The organism is Aromatoleum toluvorans, from assembly GCF_012910905.1.
GTDB lineage: Bacteria > Pseudomonadota > Gammaproteobacteria > Burkholderiales > Rhodocyclaceae > Aromatoleum > Aromatoleum toluvorans.
In genome coordinates this window covers 68,474-94,548 of the sequence record NZ_WTVN01000004.1, presented here as the reverse complement: position 1 = coordinate 94,548, position 26,075 = coordinate 68,474, and the positions used below count along the sequence as shown (strand labels likewise).

At 67.6% G+C, this 26,075-nt stretch carries 27 protein-coding genes; 11 read left to right on the top strand and 16 right to left on the bottom strand.

Translation table 11 applies throughout. The annotated features are described in order from the left end of the window. The first annotated feature begins 114 nt into the window (after window positions 1-114). Together GPA22_RS04410 and GPA22_RS04405 are read left to right on the top strand one after the other, a co-directional pair. The gene (locus GPA22_RS04410) at window positions 115-1,041 is read left to right on the top strand and encodes a LysR family transcriptional regulator (RefSeq protein ID WP_169254883.1); all 927 of its coding nucleotides are present in this window, start codon (window positions 115-117) and stop codon (window positions 1,039-1,041) included. Between the two features lie 154 nt (window positions 1,042-1,195). Then, window positions 1,196-2,107, top strand: a complete 912-nt coding sequence (locus GPA22_RS04405) for a sirohydrochlorin chelatase (protein ID WP_211168930.1) — start codon at window positions 1,196-1,198, stop codon at window positions 2,105-2,107. Window positions 2,108-2,171: 64 nt separating this feature from the next. Here the strand turns inward: GPA22_RS04405 and ypfH are convergent, their stop codons facing one another. Both ypfH and GPA22_RS04395 read right to left on the bottom strand, forming a co-directional pair. Continuing rightward, window positions 2,172-2,801, bottom strand: a complete 630-nt coding sequence (ypfH, locus tag GPA22_RS04400; protein WP_169254881.1) for an esterase — start codon at window positions 2,799-2,801, stop codon at window positions 2,172-2,174. Window positions 2,802-2,832: 31 nt separating this feature from the next. Next, window positions 2,833-3,285 carry a DoxX family protein gene (locus GPA22_RS04395; RefSeq protein WP_169254880.1) on the bottom strand — a complete coding sequence of 151 codons (453 nt, stop codon included), beginning with the start codon at window positions 3,283-3,285 and terminating at the stop codon, window positions 2,833-2,835. 295 nt (window positions 3,286-3,580) lie between these two features. On the opposite strand from GPA22_RS04395, the gene GPA22_RS04390 reads away from it, so the two are divergent. Then, window positions 3,581-4,531: a glutathione S-transferase family protein gene (locus GPA22_RS04390; RefSeq protein WP_169254879.1), complete on the top strand. Its 951-nt coding sequence runs from the start codon at window positions 3,581-3,583 to the stop codon at window positions 4,529-4,531. A 122-nt stretch (window positions 4,532-4,653) separates the two neighbouring features. Beyond that, window positions 4,654-4,851, top strand: a complete 198-nt coding sequence (locus GPA22_RS04385; RefSeq protein ID WP_169254811.1) for a hypothetical protein — start codon at window positions 4,654-4,656, stop codon at window positions 4,849-4,851. A 32-nt stretch (window positions 4,852-4,883) separates the two neighbouring features. Here GPA22_RS04385 and pqqE read toward each other — a convergent pair whose 3' ends face one another. The 5 genes from pqqE to pqqA are packed head-to-tail and all read right to left on the bottom strand — an operon-like array spanning window position 4,884 to window position 8,161. Continuing rightward, a complete protein-coding gene (gene pqqE, locus GPA22_RS04380; RefSeq protein WP_169254878.1) occupies window positions 4,884-6,011 on the bottom strand; it encodes a pyrroloquinoline quinone biosynthesis protein PqqE in 1,128 nt (375 codons plus the stop codon). A gap of 10 nt (window positions 6,012-6,021) precedes the next feature. Then, the gene (gene pqqD, locus GPA22_RS04375) at window positions 6,022-6,297 is read right to left on the bottom strand and encodes a pyrroloquinoline quinone biosynthesis peptide chaperone PqqD (protein ID WP_169254877.1); all 276 of its coding nucleotides are present in this window, start codon (window positions 6,295-6,297) and stop codon (window positions 6,022-6,024) included. Continuing rightward, on the bottom strand, window positions 6,294-7,073 hold the full coding sequence (gene pqqC / locus GPA22_RS04370; protein WP_169254876.1) for a pyrroloquinoline-quinone synthase PqqC: 780 nt from the start codon (window positions 7,071-7,073) through the stop codon (window positions 6,294-6,296). The genes pqqD and pqqC overlap by 4 nt, the downstream gene beginning before the upstream one ends. Window positions 7,074-7,114: 41 nt before the next feature. Further along, window positions 7,115-8,029 carry a pyrroloquinoline quinone biosynthesis protein PqqB gene (gene pqqB, locus GPA22_RS04365; RefSeq protein WP_169254875.1) on the bottom strand — a complete coding sequence of 305 codons (915 nt, stop codon included), beginning with the start codon at window positions 8,027-8,029 and terminating at the stop codon, window positions 7,115-7,117. 57 nt (window positions 8,030-8,086) lie between these two features. Then, window positions 8,087-8,161 carry a pyrroloquinoline quinone precursor peptide PqqA gene (gene pqqA / locus GPA22_RS04360; protein WP_076601006.1) on the bottom strand — a complete coding sequence of 25 codons (75 nt, stop codon included), beginning with the start codon at window positions 8,159-8,161 and terminating at the stop codon, window positions 8,087-8,089. A gap of 200 nt (window positions 8,162-8,361) precedes the next feature. Between pqqA and pip the strand changes: the two genes are divergently transcribed. Next, complete coding sequence (gene pip, locus GPA22_RS04355; protein ID WP_169254874.1) at window positions 8,362-9,357, top strand: prolyl aminopeptidase; 996 nt, start codon at window positions 8,362-8,364, stop codon at window positions 9,355-9,357. A 35-nt stretch (window positions 9,358-9,392) separates the two neighbouring features. On the opposite strand, the gene pgi is transcribed toward pip, so the two are convergent. After that, on the bottom strand, window positions 9,393-11,030 hold the full coding sequence (gene pgi, locus GPA22_RS04350) for a glucose-6-phosphate isomerase (RefSeq protein ID WP_169254873.1): 1,638 nt from the start codon (window positions 11,028-11,030) through the stop codon (window positions 9,393-9,395). A gap of 280 nt (window positions 11,031-11,310) precedes the next feature. Between pgi and GPA22_RS04345 the strand changes: the two genes are divergently transcribed. After that, window positions 11,311-11,853, top strand: a complete 543-nt coding sequence (locus GPA22_RS04345) for a M48 metallopeptidase family protein (RefSeq protein ID WP_169254872.1) — start codon at window positions 11,311-11,313, stop codon at window positions 11,851-11,853. 9 nt (window positions 11,854-11,862) lie between these two features. Here GPA22_RS04345 and dbpA read toward each other — a convergent pair whose 3' ends face one another. The 3 genes from dbpA to GPA22_RS04330 form a co-directional block, all read right to left on the bottom strand. Beyond that, on the bottom strand, window positions 11,863-13,284 hold the full coding sequence (gene dbpA, locus GPA22_RS04340; protein ID WP_169254871.1) for an ATP-dependent RNA helicase DbpA: 1,422 nt from the start codon (window positions 13,282-13,284) through the stop codon (window positions 11,863-11,865). Between the two features lie 14 nt (window positions 13,285-13,298). Continuing rightward, window positions 13,299-13,790 carry a hypothetical protein gene (locus GPA22_RS04335; protein WP_169254870.1) on the bottom strand — a complete coding sequence of 164 codons (492 nt, stop codon included), beginning with the start codon at window positions 13,788-13,790 and terminating at the stop codon, window positions 13,299-13,301. A 191-nt stretch (window positions 13,791-13,981) separates the two neighbouring features. After that, window positions 13,982-15,160, bottom strand: coding sequence for an alpha-hydroxy acid oxidase (locus GPA22_RS04330; RefSeq protein ID WP_211168929.1), 1,179 nt, complete (start codon window positions 15,158-15,160; stop codon window positions 13,982-13,984). Window positions 15,161-15,598: 438 nt separating this feature from the next. Between GPA22_RS04330 and GPA22_RS04325 the strand changes: the two genes are divergently transcribed. Further along, complete coding sequence (locus GPA22_RS04325; RefSeq protein WP_343035948.1) at window positions 15,599-16,369, top strand: GntR family transcriptional regulator; 771 nt, start codon at window positions 15,599-15,601, stop codon at window positions 16,367-16,369. An 89-nt stretch (window positions 16,370-16,458) separates the two neighbouring features. Here GPA22_RS04325 and GPA22_RS04320 read toward each other — a convergent pair whose 3' ends face one another. After that, window positions 16,459-16,626: a hypothetical protein gene (locus GPA22_RS04320; protein ID WP_169254869.1), complete on the bottom strand. Its 168-nt coding sequence runs from the start codon at window positions 16,624-16,626 to the stop codon at window positions 16,459-16,461. A gap of 257 nt (window positions 16,627-16,883) precedes the next feature. Here GPA22_RS04320 and GPA22_RS04315 point away from each other — a divergent pair, with 257 nt between their 5' ends. Beyond that, complete coding sequence (locus GPA22_RS04315; protein WP_246264072.1) at window positions 16,884-17,042, top strand: hypothetical protein; 159 nt, start codon at window positions 16,884-16,886, stop codon at window positions 17,040-17,042. A gap of 51 nt (window positions 17,043-17,093) precedes the next feature. Continuing rightward, a complete protein-coding gene (locus GPA22_RS04310; protein WP_169254868.1) occupies window positions 17,094-17,936 on the top strand; it encodes a fumarylacetoacetate hydrolase family protein in 843 nt (280 codons plus the stop codon). Between the two features lie 97 nt (window positions 17,937-18,033). Here the strand turns inward: GPA22_RS04310 and GPA22_RS04305 are convergent, their stop codons facing one another. The 3 genes from GPA22_RS04305 to GPA22_RS04295 are packed head-to-tail and all read right to left on the bottom strand — an operon-like array spanning window position 18,034 to window position 22,802. Beyond that, a complete protein-coding gene (locus tag GPA22_RS04305) occupies window positions 18,034-19,089 on the bottom strand; it encodes a 2-oxoacid:ferredoxin oxidoreductase subunit beta (RefSeq protein ID WP_169254867.1) in 1,056 nt (351 codons plus the stop codon). After that, complete coding sequence (locus tag GPA22_RS04300; protein ID WP_169254866.1) at window positions 19,086-20,942, bottom strand: 2-oxoacid:acceptor oxidoreductase subunit alpha; 1,857 nt, start codon at window positions 20,940-20,942, stop codon at window positions 19,086-19,088. The genes GPA22_RS04305 and GPA22_RS04300 overlap by 4 nt, the downstream gene beginning before the upstream one ends. 6 nt (window positions 20,943-20,948) lie before the next feature. Then, window positions 20,949-22,802 carry an FAD-dependent oxidoreductase gene (locus GPA22_RS04295; RefSeq protein ID WP_246264071.1) on the bottom strand — a complete coding sequence of 618 codons (1,854 nt, stop codon included), beginning with the start codon at window positions 22,800-22,802 and terminating at the stop codon, window positions 20,949-20,951. 331 nt (window positions 22,803-23,133) lie between these two features. Between GPA22_RS04295 and GPA22_RS04290 the strand changes: the two genes are divergently transcribed. After that, window positions 23,134-23,415 carry a PepSY domain-containing protein gene (locus GPA22_RS04290; protein ID WP_169254865.1) on the top strand — a complete coding sequence of 94 codons (282 nt, stop codon included), beginning with the start codon at window positions 23,134-23,136 and terminating at the stop codon, window positions 23,413-23,415. Window positions 23,416-23,548: 133 nt separating this feature from the next. Here GPA22_RS04290 and fabF read toward each other — a convergent pair whose 3' ends face one another. Continuing rightward, on the bottom strand, window positions 23,549-24,862 hold the full coding sequence (fabF, locus tag GPA22_RS04285; RefSeq protein WP_169254864.1) for a beta-ketoacyl-ACP synthase II: 1,314 nt from the start codon (window positions 24,860-24,862) through the stop codon (window positions 23,549-23,551). A gap of 152 nt (window positions 24,863-25,014) precedes the next feature. Here fabF and GPA22_RS04280 point away from each other — a divergent pair, with 152 nt between their 5' ends. Further along, window positions 25,015-25,932: a LysR family transcriptional regulator gene (locus tag GPA22_RS04280; protein WP_169254863.1), complete on the top strand. Its 918-nt coding sequence runs from the start codon at window positions 25,015-25,017 to the stop codon at window positions 25,930-25,932. Window positions 25,933-26,075: the final 143 nt, after the last annotated feature.

Here is a 26,075-nt window from a genome sequence, read left to right as displayed (position 1 = left end):
CAGTCACGATCAGTCGCCCGATCGCTTTGCGGCGATTATCTTCATGCGCGGCCCCGTAGAGTAGCCCGACGCAGTGATAACATCTATTCCCCACAGGAATGATCGGGAGCCGCGATGGACCGCATGCGCCTGATGGAAACCTTCGTCCGCGTCGTCGAAACGGGAAATTTCTCCGCCGTCGCGCGCGAGGCACGCACCACGCAGTCCGCCATCAGCAAGCAGGTGCAGGCGCTCGAGAAGCTCGTGGGCGCCCCGCTCCTGCTGCGTTCCTCGCGCAGCCACGCGCTCACCGAAGCCGGCCAGCTCTACTACGAACGCTGCCGGCAGGTCCTCGATACGCTGGAGGAAGCGCATATCGAGGTGCATCGCGCCGAACGCGAGATCTCCGGCCTGCTGCGCGTCGCCGCCCCGGTCGCCTTCGGGCGCCTGCACATCGTGCCGCGCCTGCCCGCCTTCTACGCCCGCTTCCCCAACCTCAAGGTCAATCTGCAGCTCGACGACGGCTTCACCGACCTCGTCACCGCCGGCATCGATGTCGCCTTTCGCGTCGGCGAACTCAAGGACAGCGGCCTGATCGCCCGCCGCATCAGCACCGCCCACCGCGCCACCCTCGCCGCGCCGTCCTACATCGAGCTGCACGGCGAACCGCAGCACCCGAACGAGCTCATCCGCCACAACTGCCTGCTCTACACCGGCCTCGCGACGCTCGACGAATGGAGCTATCTCGACGCCGAGGGCCGTCCATACAGCGTCCGCGTCGACGGCAACTTCCAGTCCAACAGCTCCGAGGCCATCCGCCAGGCCGTCTGCGAAGGGCTCGGCATCAGCTATTCCCCCCTCTGGACCTTCGGCGACGACCTGCGCGCCGGCCGCGTCAAGGCCATCCTCACGCGCTACCGCCCGCCGCCGTTGCCGCTCAACGTCGTCTTCCAGCCATCGCGCCGCCCCTCGCTTAAGGTGAAGAGCTTCGTGAACTACTTTTCGGAGGCGTTCAGCAACGATCCGGATATCGCGCAGATGCTCCCGACGGACGCGGGGTGAGGATCGTCATCCCGGGTTTTTCGGGCTGCTGGTTGCCGTCAGCTATGGTACGGAAAGGTTCGGGGATATCCTTCTTCCCGAAAGGACGGTTCGGGCCGGTCGATGGCCGTCGGGTCTTGAAGAACCGGACAGCTCGGTGAAGGACATGAAAACGATGACATCCCGGTTTGCGCGCTGCCTTGCCGTCGCCGGCGCTGCGCTTGTCCTCGCGGCGGCACCGGCGACCCGGGCCGCGGACGGCCACGAGGGCCTCCTGTTGCTGGCACACGGGGCCCATGCGGATTCCGGACAAGGGCATCATTCCGCCGCCAGCCCGTGGAATGCCAATGTCGAACAGATGGCGCGCAGCCTCGACCAGCAGCGCCCGACGGAAGTCGCCTTCGGCATGGCCGACCCGCAGTCGATCCAGGCCGCGGTGAATCGGCTCGAAGCCCGCGGTGTCCGCGAGATCGCGGTGGTGCCGTTGTTCGTTTCCTCCCACAGCCCCATCATCGGCAACTTCCGCTACATCCTCGGGCTGCAGGCAGAACTGGCGAAGACGACACGCCTGCGTCATCTCGACAGGGTCACGAGTTCGGCGCGCTTCCTGTTCGGCCAGGCGATGGACGCGCACCCCCTGATCAGCGAGGTGCTGCTGGAGCGGGCGCTGGCGCTTGTCCGCGACCCCGCCAGGACCAGCGTCATCCTCATCGCCCACGGGCCCAATGACGAAGGCGAGAACCACCTGTGTCTGCAGGACATGGAAATCCATGCGGGCTTCCTGCAGGAAAAGGGCGGCTTCCGGGCGGTCAGCGTTCTCACGCACCGCAACGACGCTCCCGAGCCGGTGAGGGCCGAAGCCCGCGGGTCCTTGCGACGCCAGGTGGCCGACGCGGCCGCGGCGGGCGACGTCGTCGTGGTCCCGCTGCTGCTGTCGGCGGGCGGCATCGAGGCCGAGGTCGAAAGCGACCTGGAGGGATTGGTGTACCGGTTCGCGCAGCCCTTGATGCCCCATCCGAACATCCAGCGCTGGGTCGAGGCCGAAGCCGACGCACTCCTCGAGCATTCCGCGGCTTCGGCCAACTGAGCGCCGGCCCACCCCATCCCGGCTGCGGGCCGGGATGGGGCCTCCATTTGCGTGAGGGCCGGCTTCAAGCCTTGCCCAATTTCGTACCCAGCAACTCGACGACGCTTTCGTCGATGGCGTGCCCCAGGTCGGGAACGAGGTTCAGCTCGACGCTCGCGCCCATCGACGTGAGGCGGTCCGCGCCCGCGATACTGTAGCGCGGGTCGATCACCGAGTCGTCCGCGCCGTGGATGAAGTGCACGGCGGTGGCAGCGGGACAAACCTTGGGTGGCTGCGCAAAGCGCCCCGCGATGGAGATCACCTCGCCGGCGACGGTGTCGCGCAACTGCGTCGATTCGAGCGCCATGATCGCCCCCTGCGAAAAGCCCAGCAGTGTCGTCGCGGCGGGACCCACGCCCGACTGCTTCTGCCAGTCGCGCACGGTCTGGACGAAGCCCGGCATCGCTGCGGCGACGCGGTCGAGGCGGTTTTCCTCGGTCACGCCGCGCACGGAGAACCACTGCCAGCCCATGCCGAAATCCGACGGATCCGGCGAGCGCACGCTCACGACCCAGGCGGCCGGCTCGGTCGCCGCGAGGGCTGCGGCGAGCGGCAGGAGGTTCTCGGGCGTGGCTCCCACGCCGTGGAACAGGAGGATAAGGCGCCGGGCCGGGCCGGCAGGTTTCTGAACGAGAATGAAGGCGTCGTCTTGCATGGTGGTTTCCGCTCGATGGTTCCGGTTTCGCTCAGCGCTTCCCGCCCGCGGGTGCCAGCACCGCGTCCAGCGAGGCCTTGCCCGCACCGCTGAACAGCAGCGAGATGGAGACCGCCAGCAGCGCCAACCCGAACTCGTAGCCGTTGTTCTTCATGAACAGGCCATTGGCGGCGTGCACGCTGAAGATCGCCACCAGCATCGCGAAGGCCAGCACCGCCGACGCCGGACGCACCAGCAGGCCGATGATCAGCGCGAGGCCGCCGAAAAACTCCGCGCCGCCGCCCAGCAGCGCCATCAGGTAGCCCGGCTCGAGACCGATCGACGCCATCCACTTCCCAGTCCCTTCGAGGCCGTAGCCGCCGAACCAGCCGAAAAGCTTCTGCGCGCCGTGCGCGGTGAAGATGATGCCCACCGGAAGGCGCAGCGCCAGCGGCCCCCAGCCGGCGTCGGTAGCAAGAAGGCGATTCACGAGTCCGTTGCTCATTCTGTTTCTCCATTGATTGGGGTTGGGGCCGCTCGCCTTGTTTCCGTAGCACGTGCTGACCACGACCCGAACTGTACCGGGCCGTAAAGTTGAGAAAAACAGCCCCAATTGAGATGTTATGTTCCTCTTTCCGCAACAATAGCCTGCCCACCACAGGCCTGTTTTCGCAAAAAATCGCCACACATTGTTCCGCTTGCGGCAACAGTAATGCCCCGTCGCGGTCCTATATCTTCCGCCGCAGGTCCAATACCTTCTCCCCATTGAGGGTCGAACCCCGGACAGAGAGAGGAAAAACATGCTTGTAAACGGACAATGGACGGAAAATTGGCAGCCGGTGCAGAAGAGCGACGCCGATGGGCGCTTCATCCGCCAGCACTCGGGTTTCCGCGACCGGATCGGTGCGGACAACGCGAAGGGCTTCACCGCGGAAGCGGGGCGCTACCAGCTCTACGTCGCCTACATCTGCCCGTGGGCGTGCAGGACGCTGATCGCGCTGCGCCTGAAGGGCCTCGAAGACGTGATCGACGTATGCGCCGTGGATCCACGCCTGGGCGACCAGGGCTGGGCTTTCACCGGGCGCGACGGCACCGATTTCGACCGCGTCAATGGCGCCAATTACATGCACGAGATCTACACGCTGGCCGACCCGACGCACACCGGCCGCGCGACGGTGCCGGTGCTGTGGGACAGGAAGACGCGCACCATCGTCAATAACGAGTCTTCGGACATCGTCCGCATCCTCGACAAGGACTTCGCGGCGCTCGCAACGCAGGATATCGACCTGCGCCCGGCCGGGCTGGAGGCGGAGATCGACGCCGTCAACGAGCGCCTGTACGGGGGATTCAACAACGGCGTGTATCGCGCCGGTTTCGCGGGCACCCAGAAGGCCTACGAGGAAGCGGTCGCGGAGGTTTTCGGGACGCTGGACTGGATGGAGGAGCGACTCGCACATGCCGACTGGCTCACGGGCGATCGGCTGACCGAGAGCGACATCCGCGCCTTCGTCACGCTGGTGCGCTTCGAGCTTGCCTATTACAGCCTGTTCAAGTGCAACCTGCGGCCGCTGTCCGCCTACCCCGCGGTGCTCGCCTATCTCGGGCGCCTGCTGGCGATCCCGGCCTTCGCGGCGAGCGTCCGGCCCGACCACATCAAGGCGGGCTACTACTCCATCAAGGCGCTCAATCCGACCGGAATCGTGCCCGCCGGCCCGGAGCTCGACTACCTGGAACCGCTGCGCGCGGCATAAGCTGCATGGCCGAAGTGCCATGTTTGCATGGCACTTCGCATACACAGTCTTACAAAGCAGTCATGGTCGGTCGTACGCGGCCACTGCCGGCAGGACGTTGACCACTCACAAGGAGGTCAATCATGGCTCGCACATTCACCAAGTTCCTCGCCACGTCCCTCGTTGCCGGCCTGCTCGGCGGCTGTATCGTCCTGCCGCTGGACTACGACCGCGGCGGGTACGGCCACCATCACCGCCACTGGGGGGACCGTGGTTACAGCGACGGTTACCGCTACTGGGACGACGACAGCCGCAGCTGGCGCTACCGTTATCGCCGCTGATTTGGTCGGCCCGGCGCGGCAGCTTCCGGCAGTCAGCCGGCAAGCCGCCGCGACGCAGCCGGATCGCGGAACACCAGCGGCACCTCCCGCCCCTTGCCCGCCTCCGCCCGCGCCAGTGCGTCGAGCACGACGTGGTGTGCGGGCGAGCGGTCGCACACGGGATCGGCTTCGGCCGGATCGCCCGCGAGCATGTAGGCCTGGCAGCGGCAGCCGCCGAGATCCTTTTCCTTGTCCGGACAGCTGCGGCAGGTTTCCTTCATCCAGCCGTCGCCGCGATAGCGGTTGAAGCCTTCCGATTCGTACCAGATCTCGCGCACGCCCAGATCGCGCACGTTCGGAAACGCCAGTCCGGGCAGCATCTTCGCGGTGTGGCAGGGCAGCGCGGTGCCGTCCGGCGTGACGGTGAGGAAGACGTTGCCCCAGCCGTTCATGCACTTCTTCGGGCGCTTCTCGTGGTAATCGGGCACGACGAAGAAGATGCGGATGCGGTCGCCGTACTTTTCCCGGTATTCGTTGGTCACCCGCTCGGCGCGCTCGATCTGTGCGCGCGTGGGCAGCAGCTGGTCGCGGTTGAGGAGCGCCCACGAGTAATACTGGCTGTTCGCGAGTTCGAGGTATTCCGCGCCGAGCTCGACCGCCATCTCGATGATGCGGTCGATGTAGTCGATGTTGAGCCGGTGGATCACGCAGTTCATCACCATCGGCCAGCCGTTCTCCTTGATCAGCGTGGCGACGCGCTGCTTGAGGTCGAAGGTGCGCGTGTGCGACAGGAAGTCGTTGAGCTCGCGCGTCGAGTCCTGGAACGACAGCTGGATGTGATCGAGGCCGGCCGCCTTCAGCGCCGCGGCGCGCTCAGGCGTGAGACCGACACCGGAAGTCAGCAGATTGGTGTAGAAGCCCAGGCGATGCGCCTCGGCGACGAGCACTTCGAGGTCGTCGCGCAGCATCGGCTCGCCGCCCGAGAAGCCGCATTGCACGCTGCCCGCGGCGCGCGCCTCGCGCAGCACGCGCAGCCAGTCGTCGGTGGATAACTCCGGCCCGCTCGTCGCGAAGTCGACCGGGTTGTAGCAGAACGCGCAGTGCAGCGGGCAGCGGTAGGTGAGTTCGGCGAGCAGCCACAGCGGCGGGCCGGGCTGCGCGGAAATGCCGGTGGCGGACATGGTGCCCTCCCTACCCTTCGATCCACTGCTGGCCGCGCGCGAGGTCGAGGAACTTCGCGACGTCATCCGCGAGTCCGCTCGCACCGAAGGCCTGCTCCAGCTCGGCCACGATCGCGGCCACCGTGCGGCTGCCGTCGCAACGGCGCATGATCTCGCCCGCGCTCTGGTTGAGCTTCACCATCCCTTCAGGATAGAGCAGCACCCACGCCTGTTGCGCCTCCTCCCACTGCAGGCGGAAGCGGCGCGACACGCGCGGACACGCATCCATGGCGACCGGCGTGCTCATGTCTTCGGCCCCCGGATTTCCATTTCACACTGGCTCAGCATGATCGCGTCGGCGAGTGCCCACAGCACGTCGAGCTTGAACTGCAGGATCTCCAGCGCCCGCTCCTGCAGCGCGCGGCTGCGGCTGAAGTAGTCGAGCGTGAAGCGCAGGCCGTGGGCGACGTCGCGCCGTGCCTGCGCGAGGCGGTTGCGGAAATACTGCAGCCCCGCGGGATCGACCCACGGGTACATATCGGGCCAGGTGTCGATGCGCTGCTGGTGGATGTGCGGCGCGAAGAGTTCGGTGAGGCTCGACGCGATGGCCTCCTGCCACGGGCGCTGGCGCGCGAAATTGACGTAGGCGTCGACGGCGAAACGCGCCGCCGGCACGACGTGGCGCAGCGAGGTGACGTCGTCACGCGTGAGGCCCACCGCCTCGCCCAAGCGGATCCACGCCTCGATCCCGCCGGGATCCTTCACCCCGCCGATCTCATAACCGTCATGATCGAGCATGCGCTGGATCCACTCGCGGCGGATCTCGCGATCAGGGCAGTTCGACATGATCGCGGCGTCCTTCACCGGAATCGCGATCTGGTAGTAGAAACGGTTGGCGACCCAGCCCTGCAGCTGGGCGCGCGTGAGCTTCCCTTCGGCCATCATCACGTGGAAGGGGTGATGGATGTGGTAACTGGCGCTCTTGCCGCGCAGGCGCGCCTCGAACTCCTCGCGGCTCAGCGGCGGCGCGTTGTCCGCGCATGCCCGCGCGGCGGCATCCTCGATCGCGACGTCGAAATCCATCTCACTCTCTCCTTCCATATGCGTTCGATCCGGGACGGCGCTCACAACGACAGCTCCATGCCGTCGTACGCCACCTCGATGCCGTGCGCCGCAAGCTGCGCGCGCTCGGCACTGTCCTCGTCGAGGATCGGGTTCGTGTTGTTGATGTGGATCAGCACCTTGCGGGTGCCGGCGGGCAGGCGATCGAGCCATTCGAGCATGCCGCCGGGGCCGGACTGCGGCAGGTGACCCATCGCGCGCGAGGTCTTCGTCGAGGCGCCGAGGCGGATCATCTCGTCGTCGGTCCACAAGGTGCCGTCGACCAGCACGCAATCGGCCGCCTGCATCGCCGCCCACACATGCTCCTCCATCTCGCCGAGGCCCGGCGCGTAGAACACGCGGCGGCCGCTCTTCGCGTCGACCAGCGTCACGCCGATGTTGTCACCCGGGCGCGGCTGGTCGCGATGCGGCGAATACGGCGGGGCGTTGCTCGTGAGCGGCAGCGCCTCGAACGCCACGCCCGGCGCCCCGGCGATGTCGAAGCGTCCGGCGAGCGGCAGCGCGTGCCAGTCGATGCCGCAGTAATGGCCGAGCACGCCGAAGAGCGGATTGCCGGCCGACAGGTCCTCGCGCACCTCGGCCGTGCACCAGAGCTGATGCGGGGAGCGGTGCTCGCGCAGCATCAGCAGGCCCGTCGTGTGGTCGATCTGCGCATCGATCAGCACGATCGCGCGGATCGCCGTGTCGCGCAGCGCGCGGGCCGGCTGCAGCGCGGGAAACGCGCGGATCTGCTGCAGCACGTCGGGCGAGGCGTTGAACAGCACCCAGTTCTCGTCGTCACCGCTCACCGCGATGGACGACTGCGTACGGGCATGCGCGCGCACCGTCCCGCGCCGCAGGCCGTCGCAATTGCGGCAGTTGCAGTTCCATTGCGGGAATCCGCCCCCCGCCCCCGAACCGAGCACCCGGATCTTCACTGCCCTCGCCTCCTCTCAAGACGCCACGGCCCGCCTGGGCAGGCCGCGGCCGGACGCTCAGCGCGTCGCGATGTACATCGTGATTTCGAAGCCGAAGCGGAAATCGCAAGCCGAAGGGGTTTCCCATTTCATGAACGTGTCTCCTGAGTAGTGTGTCGGGGTCTGGCCGCGGCATCACTGCCCGGCCGGATCACAGGATGCGCCGCAGCGCCCGATCGCACATCGGAAAATTGGGGAAGTTCACCTAGTGATTTTCATGAGATGCGCGCACGCCTCGCGGCGCATGGCTCCGAAACCTCGCCGGCGCGCGGGATTGCGCTAGGATCGCGCGCATGCAAGCGACCGATCCGCGCCCCGATCCTGCGTCACCCCTGCCATTTCCGCCGATCGAGCCGTGGCAATCCGGCTGGCTCGCGGCCGGTGACGGCCATGCGCTCCATCACGAGCAATGCGGCAATCCGCAAGGCCTGCCGGTGTTGATCCTGCATGGCGGACCGGGCAGCGGCTGCTCGCCGCGCATGCGGCAGCTGTTCGATCCTGAGCGCTTCCGCATCGTGCTCTTCGACCAGCGCGGCTGCGGGCGCAGCACGCCGCGCGGCGAATGCGCGCACAACACGACGGCGGACCTCGTCGCCGACATCGAGCGGCTGCGGCTGCATCTGGGTATCGAGCGCTGGCTGGTCGTCGGCGGCTCGTGGGGCGCGGCGCTCGCCATCGCCTACGCTGCGCAGCATCGCGACGCCTGCCTGGGCGCGATCCTGCGCGGGGTTTTCCTGACCGGCCGTGCCGACCTGGAATGGTTCTTCGTCTCGGCCGGCGAGTTGTTCCCGGAAAGCTGGCGCCTGCTCGACGAGGCCGCGCCCGGCGACCGGGAGCGCGCACTGCCCGATCGGCTGTTCGATGCCGTGCTCGGCGACGACATCACGATCGCCATCGAAGCGGTACGCCGCTGGGTGCAATGGGAGGCGACCCTCTCGGACGGATCGGCCGCGCCCGCGCCGGAATGGGCCGATGCCGGCGAGCGCGACGCCCTGCTCGCCAAGTACCGCGTGCAGGCCCATTACCTGCGGCGCGAGTGCTTCCTCGGAGAGACCCGCCTGCTCGAACTGGCCGCGCGGCTCGGCACCCTTCCGGTTGCGATCCTGCATGGCGAGCAGGATCGCGTCTGTCGCGTCGGGAATGCGGAACGCCTGCATCGCGCGGTGCCGGGCAGCCGCCTGCGCATCGTCCCCGACGCCGGGCACAATCCCTTTTCACCCGGGATGCTTCAGGCTTTCGCCGACGCGGTGGACTTTCTCCACGGTCAAGCGATCGCCGCGCCGCGCTGAACGATCCCGCCTGCGGGCGGACGGCAGGCGCAGCGTCAGTGCGCCGCGCGCACGGCGGCGATCAGCCCTTTCGTCGATGCATCGTGCTCGCCGGCCGCACCGCCGCCCAGTTCGCCCGCGATGCGCGTGGCGATCTGCTTGCCCAGCTCCACGCCCCACTGGTCGAAGGCGTTGACGCCCCAGATCACGCTCTGCACGAAGACCTTGTGCTCGTAGAGCGCGATCAGCGCGCCCAGCGCGCGCGGCGAGAGGTCCGGCAGCAGCAGCGTGTTGCTCGGGCGGTTGCCGGGGAAGACGCGGTGCGGGACCAGCGCTTCGAGGGCGTCGCCGGTCAGGCCACCGGCAGCGAGTTCGGCGCGCACCTCGTCGGCCGTCTTGCCGACCATCAGCGCCTTGCTCTGCGCGATGCAGTTCGCTAGCAGCAGGCGGTGGTGCTCGGCCAGGTCGTGGCTCGGCTTGAGCGGCGCGATGAAATCGACCGGAATCAGGTCCGTGCCCTGGTGCAGCAGCTGGAAGAAGGCATGCTGGCCGTTGGTGCCGGGTTCGCCCCAGATCACCGGACAGGTCGCGGTGTCGACCGGCGCGCCGTCGCGCGTCACCGACTTGCCGTTGCTCTCCATCTCGAGCTGCTGCAGGTAGGCCGGCAGGCGTGCGAGAGCCTGTGCATAGGGCGCGATCGAGACGCTCGTCGAACCGAAGAAGGCGCGATACCACACGCCCAGCAGGCCGAGGATGACCGGCATGTTGGCTTCCAGCGGCGCCTCGGCGAAGTGGCGGTCCATCGCGTGCGCGCCGTCGAGGAGCGCTTCGAAGTTGTCGCGCCCGACGTAGAGGGCAATCGGCAGGCCGACCGCCGACCACATCGAGTAGCGCCCGCCGACCCAGTCCCAGAAGCCGAACATGTTCGCGAGATCGATGCCGAAGGCGGCGACGCGCTCGGCGTTCGTCGACACCGCGACGAAGTGCTGCGGAATCGCCGCCTCGCTGCCGCCGTTGGCGAGGAACCACGCACGCGCGCTCGCGGCGTTGGTCATCGTCTCGATCGTCGTGAAGGTCTTCGACGCGATGATGAACAGCGTGCGCGCCGGATCGAGCTTCGCCAGGACGCCGGCGAGGTGGTCGCCGTCGATGTTCGACACGAAGTGCATCGTCAGGCGTTCGTGCCCGCAGGCGGCGAGCGCCTGGCAAGCCATCGCCGGGCCGAGGTCGGAGCCGCCGATGCCGATGTTGACGACGTCGGTGATCGTTTCGCGTGTGTAGCCGCGCCACTCGCCGCTGCGCACCGCGTCGGCGAAGCGGCCCACGCGGCCGAGCACCTCGCGCACGTCCGGCATCACGTCCTTGCCGTCGAGCTCGACCGGCGCGTCGCCGCGGTTGCGCAGCGCGACGTGCAGCACGGCGCGGCCTTCGGTGGTGTTGATGCGGCGCCCTGCGAACATCGCCGCGCGCTCGGCTTCCAGCCCGCGGTCGCGCGCGAGCGCGGCGAGCAGCTCCAGCGTGCGCGGCACGATGCGGTTCTTCGAGTAGTCGAGGAAGAGGCCCGCGGCACGCAGCGAGAACCGATCGAAGCGGCCACTGTCCGCCGCGAAGAGTTCGCGCAGATGCCGCTCGCCGAGTTCGTCACGGTGGGCGGCGAGTGCGCGCCAGGCTGAGGAATTCGTCAATGAGGTCATGGTCAGGCTTCGAATCCGCGGAGCACATGCACAGTATGACTGCACCCGGTGTCGAACGGCTCCATGCGCCGCTTTTCCCGGCCGGACGCCTAGGCAATCCGCATCCCGCGTCGAGGGCGCAAGCATACATGCATCGCGGCGTTTCGTTGTCGCGGAATTGTGGCGAAGCGAAACATTCTTGTCGGGCGGGTTGCGCAACACGATCCTGCGCGCGTTGCACGGCGTGAAGGTCCCGGCAACCCCGACGGTACAATTGCGCCTTCGCACCCCGTCGACACGCATGCATCCCCGAACCGCACCCGATTATCTCGCGGGCTACCCGCCCGATCTCGCCGCCCAGGTGCGCAAGCTGATCGAGGAGGACCGGCTCGGCGACCTGCTGCTGAAGAAATATCCGCAGACACATGCGGTGCGCAGCGACCGGGCGCTCTACGACTACGTGCAGGCGCTCAAGGACGAATTCCTGCGCAATGCCGGGCAACTCAGCAAGGTGGCGTACGACAGCAAGCTGCACGTAATCCAGCACGCGCTGGGCACGCATACGCGCGTATCACGCGTACAGGGCGGCAAGCTCAAGGCAAAGTGCGAAATCCGCGTCGCGGCCGTGTTCCGCGACATGCCGCCGGAGTTCCTGCGCATGATCGTCGTGCACGAACTGGCCCACATCCGCGAGCGCGAGCACGACAAGGCCTTCTACCAGCTGTGCCGGCACATGGAGCCCGACTACCACCAGCTGGAATTCGACCTGCGCGCCTACCTGTGCCATCTGGACACCACGGGCCGGCCGCTGTGGCGCGCGGCGGCCGATACGCCGAAGCCGTGATGCGGCGATTCAGCCGGCGAGCGCGCGCACCTTCACCGGTTTGCCCTTGAGCCGGCCCGCGGACAGCCTGCGCACGGCGTCGCCCGCAATCTCGCGCACGACCGCAACGTAAGTCGTCTGGTCGGTCACGGTGATCTTGCCGACCTGCTCGCGCGTGAAGCCCGCCTCCCCGGTGAGCGCGCCGAGCACGTCACCGGGCCGGATCTTGTCCTTGCGCCCGCCGAGGATCTGCAGCGTCACCATCGGCGGCACCAGCGGCGATTCGTCGCCGCCCTGCAGCGATCCCAGGCCATGCCACTCCGGCTCGCTGCCCGTCACCTGCGCGATGGTCGCCACGCGGCGCTTGTCGGCCGGGCTGCATAGCGTCAGCGCCCAGCCGTCCTCGTCGGCACGGCCGGTGCGGCCGATGCGGTGGACGTGGACTTCGGGATCGGGCGTGACGTCGACATTGATGACCGCTTCGAGTTGCGAGATGTCGAGGCCGCGCGCTGCCACGTCGGTGGCGACCAGCACCGAACAGCTGCGATTGGCGAACTGGATCAGCACCTGGTCGCGCTCGCGTTGTTCGAGATCGCCGTGCAGCGTCAGCGCATGGAAGCCCTGCTTGTGCAGCACCTCGACCAGTTCCCGGCACTGCTGCTTGGTGTTGCAGAACGCCAGCGTGCTGACCGGGCGGTAGTGCGTGAGCAGCGCGCCCACGGCCTGCAGGCGCTCCTCATGCTTGATCTCGTAGAAGCGCTGGCGGATCTTGCTGCCCTCGTGCTGCCCGGTCAGCTTCACTTGCTGCGGGTTGCGCAGGAACTGCTGCGCGAGCCTCTCGATCCCCTCGGGATAGGTCGCCGAGAATAGCAAGGTCTGGCGCCGCACCGGGCACCGGCTGGCAACGAACGCGATGTCGTCGAAAAAGCCCATGTCGAGCATCCGGTCGGCTTCGTCGAGCACCAGCGTGTTGAGCGCATCCAGCCTGAGGCTGCCGCGGTCGAGGTGGTCCATGATGCGACCCGGCGTACCGACGACGATATGCGCGCCGTGCTCCAGGCTCGCGCGCTGCGGACGCATCGTCGTGCCGCCGCACAGCGACAGGATCTTGATGTTGTCGGCCGATCGCGCCAAGCGGCGGATCTCCTGCGTCACCTGGTCCGCCAGCTCGCGCGTCGGGCACAGCACCATCGCCTGCACCGCGAAGCGGCGCGGATTCAGGTTGGTGAGCAGCGTCAGCGCGAAGGCCGCGGTCTTGCCGCTGCCGGTCTTCGCCTGTGCGATCAGGTCGTGACCGGCGAGCGTCAACGGCAGGCTGGCGGCCTGGATCGGCGTCATCGTCCGGTATTCGAGCTGCTCCAGCGTCGCCAGCAGCGCGGGCGACAACGGCAGCTCGCCGAACGGCCGCCCGGCCGGGGTCGGCTCCGCCTGCGGCGGGATCGATTCGCTCATGCTCACCGTCCGCCTCAGCCCTTGCGCCGACGCGCGGCGCCGGCGGGCTTGCGCCAATGTCCCGCGCGCTTCTTTTCGGTGTCAGCGGTCTTGGGCTTGGGCATCAGCAGGTTCTTGCCCGCCCCTTGCCCCGACGCGCGGTGTGCAAGGATTGCGGCGTTCAGCTGCTCGACCGTCGGCACGGCCGCGGCCTGCTCGCCCTGCGCGACATGCGCGCCGAGCCGCTGCCGGACTTCGAAGATGCGCTCGGCCGTATCCGCCTTCTTCGGCAAGCCGGTGACGATCGCCTGCGACGCCGCATTCAGCGAGAAGCGCCCCTCCTCCGCGCAGATGAGGCCGTTCGCCGACAGGCGCTGGAACGAGTCGGCCAGCTTTGCCTCCGGCGGGATGGCCCCGTGCAGCAGATCGACTGCCGCGATGGCCTCGACAAGCTCGGCCGGGCGCCGCTTCGAAGCGAGCGCCAGGGCGAGCAACAGGAGTGCGTCAATATCGTGAAGCGGGTGCATCGAATACCTTTCAGAAGCGGCGGGAAAAATGGATCGGAGGGGGCACATCGCGCAACGGCCGCGGCACGGCGGGGGTACGAAGGTCACGGCAGGCGCCGGAAAAGTCCGCTGAGGGCGAGAGTGTAAGCGCTCGGCGCGCGCGCGACGCCAATAAGTTGCGGGGCGCCGCGTGCGCCCCTGCGTACATTCCGTCAGCGCGGCGGCTGGCGCACGCAGTCCGCCCCGAGCTGTGTCAGCAGCGGGCAGCCGAGGAGCGCGAGCGTCCGGTCGATCTCGGAGCGCAGGATCTCCAGCGCCCGCGCGACGCCGGGCTTGCCGGCCGCCGCGAGGCCGTACAGCGTCGCGCGCCCGGACATCGCCGCGTCCGCGCCGAGCACGCGCGCCTTCACGAAGTCGCTGCCGCGGCGCAGGCCGCTGTCAATGATCAGCGTCATGTCCGGCCCCACCGCCGCACGGATCTCCGGCAACACGTCGATCGGCGCGACGCAGGTGTCGAGCTGCCGGCCGCCGTGGTTGGTGATGACCAGTCCGTCCACACCGAGCAGCTTCGCGCGCTCCGCGTCGTCCGGGCGCAGGATGCCCTTCACGATCAGCTTGCGCGGCCACAGGTCGCGCAGCCACGCGACGTCGTCCCAGTTCAGCGACGGGTCCATCTGGCTCGCCAGGAAGGTCGCGGCGTTGCGCGCGCTGTCCTGCCCGGGCGGCAGGAAGTCGCCCAGGTTGCGGAAGCGCGGCATGCCGTGCGGGATCAGCACGTCGAAGAGCCAGCGCCAGCGCGTCGCGACATCGAAGGTGTTGTCGAGATTGAGCTTCATCGGCGCGCGGTAGTTGCGCCGGTCCCATTCGCGGTTGCCGAAGGCTGCCACGTCGGTCGTCAGCACGATCGCCTCGGAGCCCGCCTCCTCCGCCCGCTTCACGACGCCGGCGAGGTTCTCGCGGTCCTTGAACGGATAGATCTGCATCCAGTGGCGCACGCCGGTCGCGACGATACGCTCCAGCGACACCGTCGACACCATGCTCTGGCACATCGGGATGCCGGCCTCGCGCGCGGCCTCGGCCAGCATCAGGTCGCCCTCGTGCGACAGCAGGCCGTTGAAGCCGGTCGGCGCGATGATCGCCGGCATCGCGATGCGCTCGCCGAACAGCTCGCAGCCGAGGTCGCGTTCGGAGACGTCGACCAGCGTGCGCGGCTGGAAAGTGATCGCGTCGAGGCTCGCGCGGTTCTGCCGCAGCGTCACCTCGTCGTCGGCGCCGCCTTCGAGGTATTCGAAGCAGAAGTTGGGGATGCGCGCGGCGGCCATCGCGCGCAGTTCGGCAATGTTGTGGGCGCGACGCGGATCGCGGCCCCGGTAGAGTTTGCGCATCGGCATCGGGCGCCCGGCCCCAAGCAAAAAAACCGCCCCACGATACCGGAGGCGGACTTCGCTTGCTAGCCGTCCATCATGATACGGACCGCCTGCGTGTGCCCTAGCCTTCCCGCATCAGCTTGCGCTCGCTCTTCGGGCGTGCCGGCAGCCCTCGCGCCGCCTGGCCGACGGGCTTGAACGCCGCTCTCGCGGGGACCCCATCCGTCCAATATAAACATCAATTTTGTTGACAATTTATCTGTATTTTTCGACATGCAAGAACCCGCCCATCGCCCGAAATTCCCATGCGGGACAGTCCGGCCGCCTTGCGCAGTCCGGCGATGGCATCTCGCTCGCGCAACGACGCATGGCAAATGCCGACACGTCGCACCCCTTTCTTGCGGCTGCGTCGGCGCGAATCGTAAAATTCAGGTTCCGGCCCGGCCTTGCGGGCGCCCTCTGGTGCAGATCGACAGGATGCAGACGAAGACGGTCAAACGGCGCAGCGTCCGCGCATCGTCGCCGGCCCCCTTGCAGGACGAGCGGCCGGCCAACGATGGCGAAGGCGGCGCGTCGGACCTGGAAATCTACGAGCGGATCATCACGTCGATCATGGAACACCGGCTGCCGCCGGGCACCAAGCTCGGCGAGGACAAGCTGGCGAATATCTTCGGCGCGAGCCGCGCGCGCGTGCGCCAGGTGCTCGCGCGGCTCGCGCTCGAGCGCGTGGTAGTGCTGCACCCCAACCGCGGCGCCTTTGTCGCCGAGCCCACCGTGGAGGACGCACGCGAGGTTTTCGAGGTGCGCCGCCCCCTCGAAGCCCTCGTCGTGCGACGCATCATCGCGAAGAAGGACCCGGCGATCATCGCGCGCCTACGCGCCCACGTCGAAGCCGAGGAAGCCGCCCGCGCCGCGCGGGATCGCCGCGCGATCATCCGCCTCTCCGGCGAATACCACATCCTGCTCGCGGAACTCTCCGGCAACGCGCTGACCGCGCGCCTGATGCACGAACTGGCGTCGCTCACCTGCCTGATCATCTTCCTGTACGACGCCCCTTCGGTGCCCGCCTGCCGCGACCAGGAGCATTCCGAGATCACCCAGGCGCTGGCCGATCGCGACGAAGCGACCGCGATCCGCCTGATGACCGAGCACCTCGAACACGTGGAAGCCTGCCTCGATCTTTCGCGCGGGCGTCCCGAAGAGCTCGACCTCGAAGCCGCGCTGGCCAGCTGAGCGCCCTGCGGCCTCAGGAGAAGACCCGCTCCAGATAGTCGTCTTCCGGTGCCGACAGGCTGATGTCGAGCGACTGCTCGACGTGATCCCTAGTGCAGCATCAGCGCCGCCGCGGTCTCCCCGTCGCGCTTCACGAACGCCTCCAGCAGCCGGCGATGCTCGTCGTCCGGGCATGCACGCCCGGCCGGCGAGTCGTACAGGATGATGATGAGGCAGGTGAGCAGCGCCCTCGCGCATCTGGCGCGCGAGAATCGCATTCCCGGCCATCTCCGCGATCTCGAGGTGGAACTCGCCCGACGAAGGCGCCGCGGTTCGGCACCAGCGTCACCACAATCTCGTGCGACAGCCGCGACATCAAGGGCTGGGGTCGCCTGTTCCGCGAAGTGGCCTAAAGTGAAATCGGATGGATCGCAGATGAAAATCCTGCTGCTGAACCCGAATACCTCGCAAAGCGTCACCGACCGCCTCGGCGCCGTGGCGCGCGGGCGGCGGCGGCTTCCGCTCGATCTCGGACATGCCGATCGTCGATTGCGTCGAGGCGGCGGTGAAGCAGGCCGAAACGCTGGTCGCGCTGAACCCGCGCAAGGCCGAACGGGGCACGTTCGCGCGCCCGGGCGCCAAGCCCTGCATCGGCATCGCGGAGCCCCACGCGCGCTGGATCAACCATGAGTGAGGCTCGCCGCGCGGGTCCGCGCAGCCGCCTCGCGCTTCAAGGAGAACCGCTGTGAAACTCGTTCGCTTCGGAGACCCGGGCCAGGAAAGCCCCGGTCTGCTCGACGCCGAAGGCAGGATGCGCGACCTGTCGGGCGTGCTGCCCGACATCAACGGCGCTGCCCTCGCGCCGTCCAGTCTCGCGCGGCTGCGCGGGCTGGACCCGCACAGCCTCCCCATCGTGCCTGCCGGCACCCGCCTCGGCCCGCCGCTGGCGGGAATCGGCAAGATCGTGTGCATCGGCCTCAACTACGCCGACCATGCGCGCGAGGCCAGCCTGCCGATCCCGCAGGAGCCGATCGTGTTCATGAAGGCGCAGACGGCGATCTGCGGCCCGCACGACGCGATCGTCCTGCCGCCCGGCTCGGAAAAGACCGACTGGGAACTCGAACTGGTGATCGCCATCGGCACGACCGCGCGCCGCGTCGCGGTCGGTGACGCGCTCGGCCACGTCGCCGGCTACATGACCGGGCTGGACATGTCCGAGCGCTACTGGCAGCTCGAACGCGGCGGCCAGTGGACCAAGGGCAAGAGCTTCGACACCTTCGCGCCGATCGGGCCGTGGCTCGCGACGGCCGACGAGGTCGGCAAGCCGGGCGAACTGCCGATGCGGCTCGCGGTGAATGGCGACCGCATGCAGGATAGCAACACCGCCAACATGATCTTCAACCCTGCGCAGATCATCAGCTACGTCAGCGGCCTGATGACGCTGCAGCCGGGCGACCTGATCTTCACCGGCACGCCCGCCGGCGTCGGCATGGGCATGACGCCACAGCGCTACCTGCGCGCCGGCGAGCGCATCGACGCGGGGATTGCCGGGCTGGGCGAGCAGCAGCACACGATCGTGGCCGACTGAGCGCCCGCTCGTTCCCTTCCTCTTTCCGCTTCCTTTGTGGAAATTCGCCCCGCCGGACGACAACCCGGCGGGGTTTTTCTTGGCTGCGCGGCCGCTTTCAGCGCAGCGTCGCGTTGAGCGCCTCCAGCGCCTTGCTGCCCGGGCACAGGTAGGCGTCGCCGAGCTGGTTCAGCGCCTTCTCGACGGTGTTGAGGTTGGCATGCATGTCCTGGCCGCTGCTGTCGACATACAGCAAGCCCGTCACGATCTCGCCCAGCGCCTGGCGCTCCTGCAGGTAGTTCATCGCGCCGATGCGATCCGCCGGATCGTAGTCGACGCTCACCTTGCGCAGGTGCAGGATCGAGCCGTCGTGCTGCACGACGCGGCGCAGGCTGCCCGGCGGGTAGGACGCCTCGATCTGCGCCTTGGGCAGGATCACGTCGACGCGGTTCACTGCGGCGTTGTGCTCGCGCACGTAGTCGTAGCTCTTTGTCGAGCCGGCGTGGTTGTTGAAGGTTACGCACGGGCTGATGACGTCGATGAAGGCCGGCCCGCCGTGGCGCAGCGCACCCTTGATGAGCGGCACGAGCTGTTCCTTGTCGCCGGAGAAGCTGCGGGCGACATAGGTGGCGCCGAGTTGCAGCGCCAGCGTCGCGAGGTCGATCGGGTTGTCGCGGTTGACCACGCCCTTCTTGCTCTTCGAGCCCTTGTCGGCGGTCGCCGAGAACTGCCCCTTGGTAAGGCCATACACGCCGTTGTTCTCGACGATGTAGGTCATGTTCACGCCGCGGCGCATCGCGTGCGCGAACTGGCCGATGCCGATCGAGGCCGAGTCGCCGTCGCCCGACACGCCGAGGTACAGCAGGTTGCGGTTCGCCAGTGCCGCGCCGGTGAGCACCGAAGGCATGCGTCCGTGCACCGAGTTGAAGCCGTGCGAGTTGCCGAGGAAGTAGTCGGGCGTCTTCGACGAGCAGCCGATGCCCGAGAGCTTGGCGACCTTGTGCGGTTCGATGTCGAGGTCGAAGCAGGCCTGCACCACGGACGCGCTGATCGAGTCGTGGCCGCAACCGGCGCACAGCGTCGAGATCGCGCCCTCGTAGTCGCGGCGGGTGTAGCCGAGCGCGTTGCGCGGCGCGTCGGCCGCGAGGAGCTTGGGTTTGGCGAGATAGGTCATGAGGCCACCTTGCGCTGGGGTTGTCCGATGGGGCTCACCTTGCGGTCGCTCAGGGCGTCGGCGATCTTGCCGGCGATGAAGCGCGCGGTGATCGGCGAGCCGTCGTAGTGCAGCACGCGCACGAGCTTCTTCGGATCGATTTCGCCTTCGTTGATCAGCAGCGAGCGCAACTGCGCGCTCTCGTTCTGTTCGACGACGAACACCGCGTCGCGCTCGGCGATGAACTGCATCACCGTGTCGCTGAACGGGAAGCCGCGCACGCGCAGCGTGTCGACGTGGATGCCGTCGGCCGCGAGCAGCGCGCCGGCCTCGGCCATCGCGGGCGCCGTGGAGCCGTAGTAGATGACCCCCACGTGCGTGGGCTGCTCCGCCTTCTTCAGGATCGGTGCGGGCACGAGGTCCTTCGCCGTGTTGAACTTCCGGCGCAGGCGCTCCATGTTGTACACGTAGTCCGCACCGGTCTCGCTGTACTTCGCGTACGGGTTGCGCGTCGTGCCGCGCGTGAAGTACGCGCCCTTGGTCGGGTGGGTGCCGGGAATCGTGCGGTACGGGATGCCGTCGCCGTCGACGTCGAGGTAACGGCCGAAGTCCTTGCCCGCTTCGAGCTCGTCATAGCTCATGAGCTTGCCGCGGTCGTAGCGCCGGCTGTCGTCCCAGTCGAAGGGCGCGCACAGCTGCTCGTTCATGCCGATGTCGAGGTCGGAGAGCACGAACACCGGCGTCTGCAGGCGCTCGGCGAGATCGAAGGCCTGCGCGGTGAGGCTGAAGCACTCGTACGCGTCCTGCGGGAACAGCAGCACATGGCGCGTGTCGCCGTGCGAGGCGTAGGCGCAGGACAACAGATCCGACTGCTGCGTGCGCGTCGGCATGCCGGTCGAGGGGCTGCCGCGCTGCACGTCGACGATCACCGCGGGGATCTCGGCGAAATACGCCAGGCCGAAGAACTCCTGCATCAGCGAGATGCCCGGGCCGGAGGTCGCGGTGAAGGCGCGCGCGCCGTTCCAGCCGGCGCCGATCACCATGCCGATCGACGCGAGCTCGTCCTCGGCCTGCACGATCGCGTAGCGCGCACGGCCGTTGTCCGGGTCGGTGCGGAACTTGCGGCAGTAGCTCGAGAAGGCTTCGATGACCGAGGTCGAGGGCGTGATCGGATACCAGCCCGCGACGGTCGCCCCGCCGAACACGGCGCCGAGGCCGCAGGCGCTGTTGCCGTCGATCATGATGCGGTCGCCGACCGCGTCGGCGCGCTTCACCGTGAGCCCGATCGGGCACGGCAGGTGCTGCTTCGCGTAGTCGTAGCCGAGGCGCAGCGCATTGACGTTGGCCTTGATGAGCTGGTCCTTGCCGCGGTAGCGGTCGACGAGAAGCTGCTCGGCCGCGGCGAACTCCATGTCGAGCAGTGCCATCAGCGCACCGACGTACATGATGTTCTTGAACAGCTGGCGCTGGCGCGCGTCCTCGTACTCGGCGTTGCACATCGCGGTGAGCGGAATGCCCAGCACGGTGATGTCGTCGCGGAACTTCGACGGCGGCAGCGGTTTGGTCGAGTCGTAGAAGAGATAGCCGCCCGGATCGATCGCGGCGACGTCACGGTCCCAGGTCTGCGGATTCATTGCGACCATCATGTCGCAGCCGCCGCGCGCGCCGAGCCAGCCGGCTTCGGACACGCGCACCTCGTACCACGTGGGCAGGCCCTGGATGTTGGACGGGAAGATGTTGCGCGGGGCCACCGGCACGCCCATGCGGATGATCGCACGCGCAAAGAGTTCGTTCGCCGAGGCGGAGCCCGAGCCGTTGACGTTCGCGAACTTGATCACGAAGTCGTTGCAGTGCTGGATTGCTGGTGTTGTCATGGTCGATCAGGCCTCCCTTACGGCCGCCCCGGGGGAGGCCTTCGCCCCCGCGGGGGACAGCGAACAAACTGAGCGTGGGGATTCGACGGCTTCGCCGGCGTACGCGAGGTTCAACTCGAATTTCTGCATGTCCCATGCACCCGTCGGGCAGCGCTCGGCACACATGCCGCAGTGCAGGCAGACGTTCTCGTCCTTGACCATCACCCGGCCGGTCTTGAGCCCTTCGGCGAGATACAGGGCCTGGTCGCGATTCTTCGCCGGGGCCTTCAGTCGCCCGCGCAAGTCCTCGTCCTCGCCGTTCTGCGTGAAGGTGATGCACTCGGTCGGGCAGATGTCGACACAGGCGTCGCACTCGATGCACAGCTTCGGCTTGAACACCGTGGCGACGTCGCAGTTGAGGCAGCGGGCCGTCTCGGCGCAGGCGAGCTTGAAGTCGTAGCCGAGCTCGAACTCGGACTTGATGTCCTTCAGCGCCTCCTCGATCGCCTTCACCGGCACCTTGCGGCGCGCCTCTTCCGACACCTTGTTGTCGTAGCTCCACTCGTGAATGCCCATCTTCTGGCTCACGAGGTTCATCGTCGGTGCGGGGCGCTGCGTGAGCGGCAGCCCGCGGCAGAAGAGGTCGATCGAGATCGCCGCCTCGTGGCCCTGCGCCACTGCAGTGATGATGTTCTTCGGCCCGAGCGCCGCATCGCCGCCGAAGAACACGCGCGGCAGCGTCGATTGCAGCGTCTGCGTGTCCAGCACCGGCATGCCCGAGCGGTCGAACTCGACGCCGATGTCACGCTCGATCCACGGGAAGGCGTTCTCCTGGCCGATCGCGATCAGCACGTCGTCGCATTCCATATGCACGTCCGGCTCACCCGTCGGCACCAGCGAGCGGCGGCCCTGGTCGTCGTATTCGGCGCGCACCTTCTCGAACAGCACGCCCGTGAGGCGCCCGTTGGCGTGCGTGAAGGCCTTCTGCACGAGATAGTTGTGGATGGGGATCCCCTCGTGAAGGGCATCCTCCTTCTCCCACGGCGAGGCCTTCATCTCCTCGAAGCCGCTGCGCACCACCACCCGCACGTCCTCGCCGCCCAGGCGCCGCGCCGAGCGGCAACAGTCCATCGCGGTATTGCCGCCGCCGAGCACGATCACCCGCTTGCCGATCGCGGTGACGTGGCCGAAGGCGACGTTCGCGAGCCAGTCGATGCCGATGTGGACGTGCGCCGCGGCCTGGTTGCGCCCCGGCAGGTTGGCATCCCGCCCGCGCGGCGCGCCGGTGCCGACGAACACGGCATCCCAGTCGCCGGCGAGCACTTCGCGCAGGCTACCGATCCAGTGGTTGCGGCGCAGCTCGACCCCGAGCTCCTCGACATAGCCGCACTCCTCGTCGATGACGCTGTCGGGCAGGCGGAACTTGGGAATCTGGCTGCGCATCATGCCGCCGGGCGACGATCCGCTGTCGAACACCGTGACCTGATAGCCCTGCACCGCGAGGTCGCGCGCCACGGTCAGCGAAGCCGGCCCGCCGCCGATGCACGCGATGCGCTTGCCGTTCTTCTTCGCGGGCGGCTTCGGCAGACGATCACGGATGTCGTCCTTGAAGTCGGCGGCGACGCGCTTGAGGCGGCAGATCGCGACCGGCTCGGCATCGACCCGTCCGCGCCGACAGGCCGGCTCGCACGGACGGTCGCAGACCCTCCCGAGGATGCCGGGGAACACGTTCGACTGCCAGTTGAGCATGTACGCAGCCGAGAAGTCGCCCGCGGCAATCTGCCGGATGTACTCGGGCACGGGCGTGTGGGCCGGACAGGCCCACTGACAGTCGACGACCTTGTGCAGGTAGCCGGGATTGCTGATGTCGGTCGGTTTCAAGTGCGTCCTTCCTGTAGCGGGAAAAGCATGCGCATGAGCGCCATGAACACTTCATGCATCATTGTGCACTAAATGCACTCAAATGCACGCTGCGGTGCAGCATAATTCACCAAAACCTTCATCCAGAAGGGTTACTCGCACAATATTGAGACATTCGACGGTGTGTAGTCGATCCCCTTGTCGCATTAATGGACAGGGCACGCACCAAACGGGCGCGACAGCGAAATAACCCGACGGCCCGGATGGGCTCTTCAGGAGCGGTTCACCTTCACTCCCCGAGAATGTGACCCATGCCACCCCGGCATGCATCACACAGATAGAGGAGACCGCCATGAACGTCCGTCACTTCACCCTTGCCGTCGCCGCCCTGCTGATCGGTACCAGTGCCTATGCCGACCCGAAGTGCACGGCCGCGCCGAAGGATCCGCAACCGGCCGCGAACTCGATGCGCACACTGGTCGATGCCGGCTTCAAGTTCCAGCGCGCCAAGGTCACGAAAGGCGATTGTTACGAGCTGAAGGGCACCAACACGATCGGCGACCGCGTCGAGATCTACCTTGATCCGGCCGAGGGCATCAACGTCAAGACCGAGACAAAAACGGAGAAGAGCTGATCGGGAAGCGGCGGCGCGGCCTCGACGGGCCGTCGCCGCTCTTTTCCGGTCGAAAGCAATGGCGCCGATCGCAACCATTTGCCAGCCTTAACCGGCTTCGCGGGATGATCGAAGTACTGACGACAGCCTTCCTTCAGTCGTTGACGGCGCCGAAGAGCAGCGCCGCGTTGGTCCCGCCAAAACCGAAGGAGTTCGACAGCGCAGTGCGCACGGTACGGCGCCGGGCAACGCCGGGCACGAAGTCCATGCCGACGAATTCCGCCGGCGGTTCGGCGAGATTGAGCGTTGGCGGCACGATCTGGTCGCGCAGTGCGAGCATGCATACGATGGCCTCGACTGCCCCCGCCGCGCCGAGCAGATGCCCCATCGCCGACTTGGTCGAGGACACCGACAGTCCACCCTCTCCACCGCGCGTGGCGTGACCACCGAAGATCTCGCACAGCGCACGCAGTTCGACCAGGTCGCCGAGCGGCGTCGAGGTCGCGTGGGCGTTCACGTAGTCCACTTCCTCCGGGGCAACGCCCGCCCAGGCCAGTGCGGCACGCATTGCGCGCCGGGCGCCGCTGCCGTCCTCGGGCGGCGCAGCGATGTGGTAGCCGTCGCCGGACAGTCCGTAACCCAGCACCTCGGCGTGGATGCGTGCGCCGCGCGCCCGCGCGTGCTCGTACTCCTCCAGCACGACGATGCCGCTGCCCTCGCCGATCACGAAACCGTCGCGCGCGGCATCCCACGGGCGGGAGGCGGCCTGCGGCGTGTCGTTGAAGCCGGTCGACAGGGCTCGCGCGGCACAGAATCCGGCGATGCCCAGGCGCGACACGGCGCCCTCGGTGCCGCCCGCCACCATCACGTCGGCGTCACCCAGCATCACCATGCGCGCGGCGTCGCCGATCGCGTGCGCACCACTCGCGCAGGCGGTCGCCACACCGTGAGTCGGCCCCAGCAGGCCATGGCGGATTCCGACCTGGCCCGCCGCGAGGTTCACGAGCGCGGACGGGATGAAGAAGGGCGAGATGCGTCGTGCGCCCTTGTGTTCAAGGGTCAGGGCGCCTTCGGCGAGTGCGGGCAGGCCACCGATGCCCGAGCCGATCAGCACGCCGGTCCGCTCACGCGCGTGCTGCGTCGCCGGCTGCCAGTCCGCATCCTCGAGCGCCTGTTGGGCCGCACATAGCGCGTACATCGCGAAGCGGTCCATCTTGCGCTGGTCCTTGGGCGGCACCCATTCGTCGGCGTCGAAGCCCCCGTCGGCATGGGCGCCTTCGGGCAGCAGTCCGGCGATACGCGAGGGCAAATCGGCGACGTCGAAGCGGTCGATCGCACGGATGCCCGACTCGCCCGCCAGCAGGCGCGCCCACGTGCGCTCGACGCCGACGCCGAGCGGGGTCGCAAGCCCCCACCCCGTCACGACCACGCGCCGCAGCGCCCCCCTCCCCCCAACTGCTCCAGCCATAGCGTCCTCTCGTGTTGATGTCGCGGGCCGCCCAGTCCCGGGCGGCCGTTCATACCTGCATCCTAATCGACACTATTTCCTGCATTATTTACAGTTAGTGGTAGATTATTGCCTTTCACGATCATTATTCTCTCACTGGAGTCCGTCCTCCCATGCGCTTCGAAATCCGCCACATGCGCGCCTTCATCGCGGTTGCCGAGGAGCTGCAGTTTCGCCCCGCCGCCGAGCGCCTGCACATGACGCAGTCGGCGCTAACGCGCACGATCCAGCACCTCGAGGAGGCCGTCGGCGCGGAGCTGCTCTCGCGCACCACGCGCGTCGTGCAGCTTACCGAGGCGGGTCGCACCTTCCTGTACGAATGCCGTCTCGCGCTCGGGCACATCGAGAAGGCGTCGCTGCTCGCGCAGGCGGCCGCCGACGGCAAGGTGGGCTACCTGCGCATCGCGTACATGGACTTTGCGATCAACGGCAAGCTGCCGATGATCATCGAGAAGTTCCTGCACACCCATCCGGGCATCAAGGTCGAGCTGTTTCACTTCCCGAGCTCGAAACAGAAGGAGGCCTTGCTCGAATCGCGCATCGACATCGGCTTCCTGATCGGACCCTTCGAGTCGCCCTCGGTGAGCCAGCTCATGATCGCGCGCGAGGACCTGGTCGTGCTGCTGCCGGCCGCGCATCCGCTCGTCAACAAGCCCTCCATCTCGATCCGCGATCTCGCCAACGAGAAGTTCATCCTCGGCTCGCAAGACTCGTGGGAGACCTTCCGCACACATTTCTTCGCGCTGTGCCACGCCGCGAACTTCTCGCCCTCCGTAGCGCAGGAGGCCTCGACCAGCGACGGCATCTTCGGGCTGGTCGCCGCGAACATCGGGGTGGCGCTGTATGCGCGCTGCGCAGAGAACATCCAGCGCAAGGGCCTCGTGATTCGCCCGCTGGCGGGCCGGCAAAAGCCCATGGAGACGCTGGTGTGCTGGCGAAAGGACATTCCGACGCCCACCGTGGACCGATTCGCCAAATTCCTGCACGACAACGCCGAGGAATTCGGCATCGCGAACGAAGCACGAGAATAACGTCGCCGCACCGCACGACTGTTGCTGCTTGCGCTGCTAGTGTTGGCGCAGGGCACAATAGTAGTCTCGCGCAGCCGCTGCACGAAAAAGGCGACCCACGGGCCTGGAGAACCCGCGGATCGCCAAGGGGGAAAGACGTCCGG

What these genes read in the sequence shown, in the direction of transcription:
- GPA22_RS04410 (WP_169254883.1), top strand. Translation starts at nt 115, where the DNA reads ATGGACCGCATGCGCCTGATGGAAACCTTCGTCCGCGTCGTCGAAACG.
- GPA22_RS04405 (WP_211168930.1), top strand. Translation starts at nt 1,196, where the DNA reads ATGACATCCCGGTTTGCGCGCTGCCTTGCCGTCGCCGGCGCTGCGCTT.
- ypfH (WP_169254881.1), bottom strand. Translation starts at nt 2,801, where the DNA reads ATGCAAGACGACGCCTTCATTCTCGTTCAGAAACCTGCCGGCCCGGCC.
- GPA22_RS04395 (WP_169254880.1), bottom strand. Translation starts at nt 3,285, where the DNA reads ATGAGCAACGGACTCGTGAATCGCCTTCTTGCTACCGACGCCGGCTGG.
- GPA22_RS04390 (WP_169254879.1), top strand. Translation starts at nt 3,581, where the DNA reads ATGCTTGTAAACGGACAATGGACGGAAAATTGGCAGCCGGTGCAGAAG.
- GPA22_RS04385 (WP_169254811.1), top strand. Translation starts at nt 4,654, where the DNA reads ATGGCTCGCACATTCACCAAGTTCCTCGCCACGTCCCTCGTTGCCGGC.
- pqqE (WP_169254878.1), bottom strand. Translation starts at nt 6,011, where the DNA reads ATGTCCGCCACCGGCATTTCCGCGCAGCCCGGCCCGCCGCTGTGGCTG.
- pqqD (WP_169254877.1), bottom strand. Translation starts at nt 6,297, where the DNA reads ATGAGCACGCCGGTCGCCATGGATGCGTGTCCGCGCGTGTCGCGCCGC.
- pqqC (WP_169254876.1), bottom strand. Translation starts at nt 7,073, where the DNA reads ATGGATTTCGACGTCGCGATCGAGGATGCCGCCGCGCGGGCATGCGCG.
- pip (WP_169254874.1), top strand. Translation starts at nt 8,362, where the DNA reads ATGCAAGCGACCGATCCGCGCCCCGATCCTGCGTCACCCCTGCCATTT.
- pgi (WP_169254873.1), bottom strand. Translation starts at nt 11,030, where the DNA reads ATGACCTCATTGACGAATTCCTCAGCCTGGCGCGCACTCGCCGCCCAC.
- GPA22_RS04345 (WP_169254872.1), top strand. Translation starts at nt 11,311, where the DNA reads ATGCATCCCCGAACCGCACCCGATTATCTCGCGGGCTACCCGCCCGAT.
- dbpA (WP_169254871.1), bottom strand. Translation starts at nt 13,284, where the DNA reads ATGAGCGAATCGATCCCGCCGCAGGCGGAGCCGACCCCGGCCGGGCGG.
- GPA22_RS04335 (WP_169254870.1), bottom strand. Translation starts at nt 13,790, where the DNA reads ATGCACCCGCTTCACGATATTGACGCACTCCTGTTGCTCGCCCTGGCG.
- GPA22_RS04330 (WP_211168929.1), bottom strand. Translation starts at nt 15,160, where the DNA reads ATGCCGATGCGCAAACTCTACCGGGGCCGCGATCCGCGTCGCGCCCAC.
- GPA22_RS04320 (WP_169254869.1), bottom strand. Translation starts at nt 16,626, where the DNA reads ATGCGATTCTCGCGCGCCAGATGCGCGAGGGCGCTGCTCACCTGCCTC.
- GPA22_RS04315 (WP_246264072.1), top strand. Translation starts at nt 16,884, where the DNA reads ATGCCGATCGTCGATTGCGTCGAGGCGGCGGTGAAGCAGGCCGAAACG.
- GPA22_RS04305 (WP_169254867.1), bottom strand. Translation starts at nt 19,089, where the DNA reads ATGACCTATCTCGCCAAACCCAAGCTCCTCGCGGCCGACGCGCCGCGC.
- GPA22_RS04300 (WP_169254866.1), bottom strand. Translation starts at nt 20,942, where the DNA reads ATGACAACACCAGCAATCCAGCACTGCAACGACTTCGTGATCAAGTTC.
- GPA22_RS04290 (WP_169254865.1), top strand. Translation starts at nt 23,134, where the DNA reads ATGAACGTCCGTCACTTCACCCTTGCCGTCGCCGCCCTGCTGATCGGT.
- fabF (WP_169254864.1), bottom strand. Translation starts at nt 24,862, where the DNA reads ATGGCTGGAGCAGTTGGGGGGAGGGGGGCGCTGCGGCGCGTGGTCGTG.
- GPA22_RS04280 (WP_169254863.1), top strand. Translation starts at nt 25,015, where the DNA reads ATGCGCTTCGAAATCCGCCACATGCGCGCCTTCATCGCGGTTGCCGAG.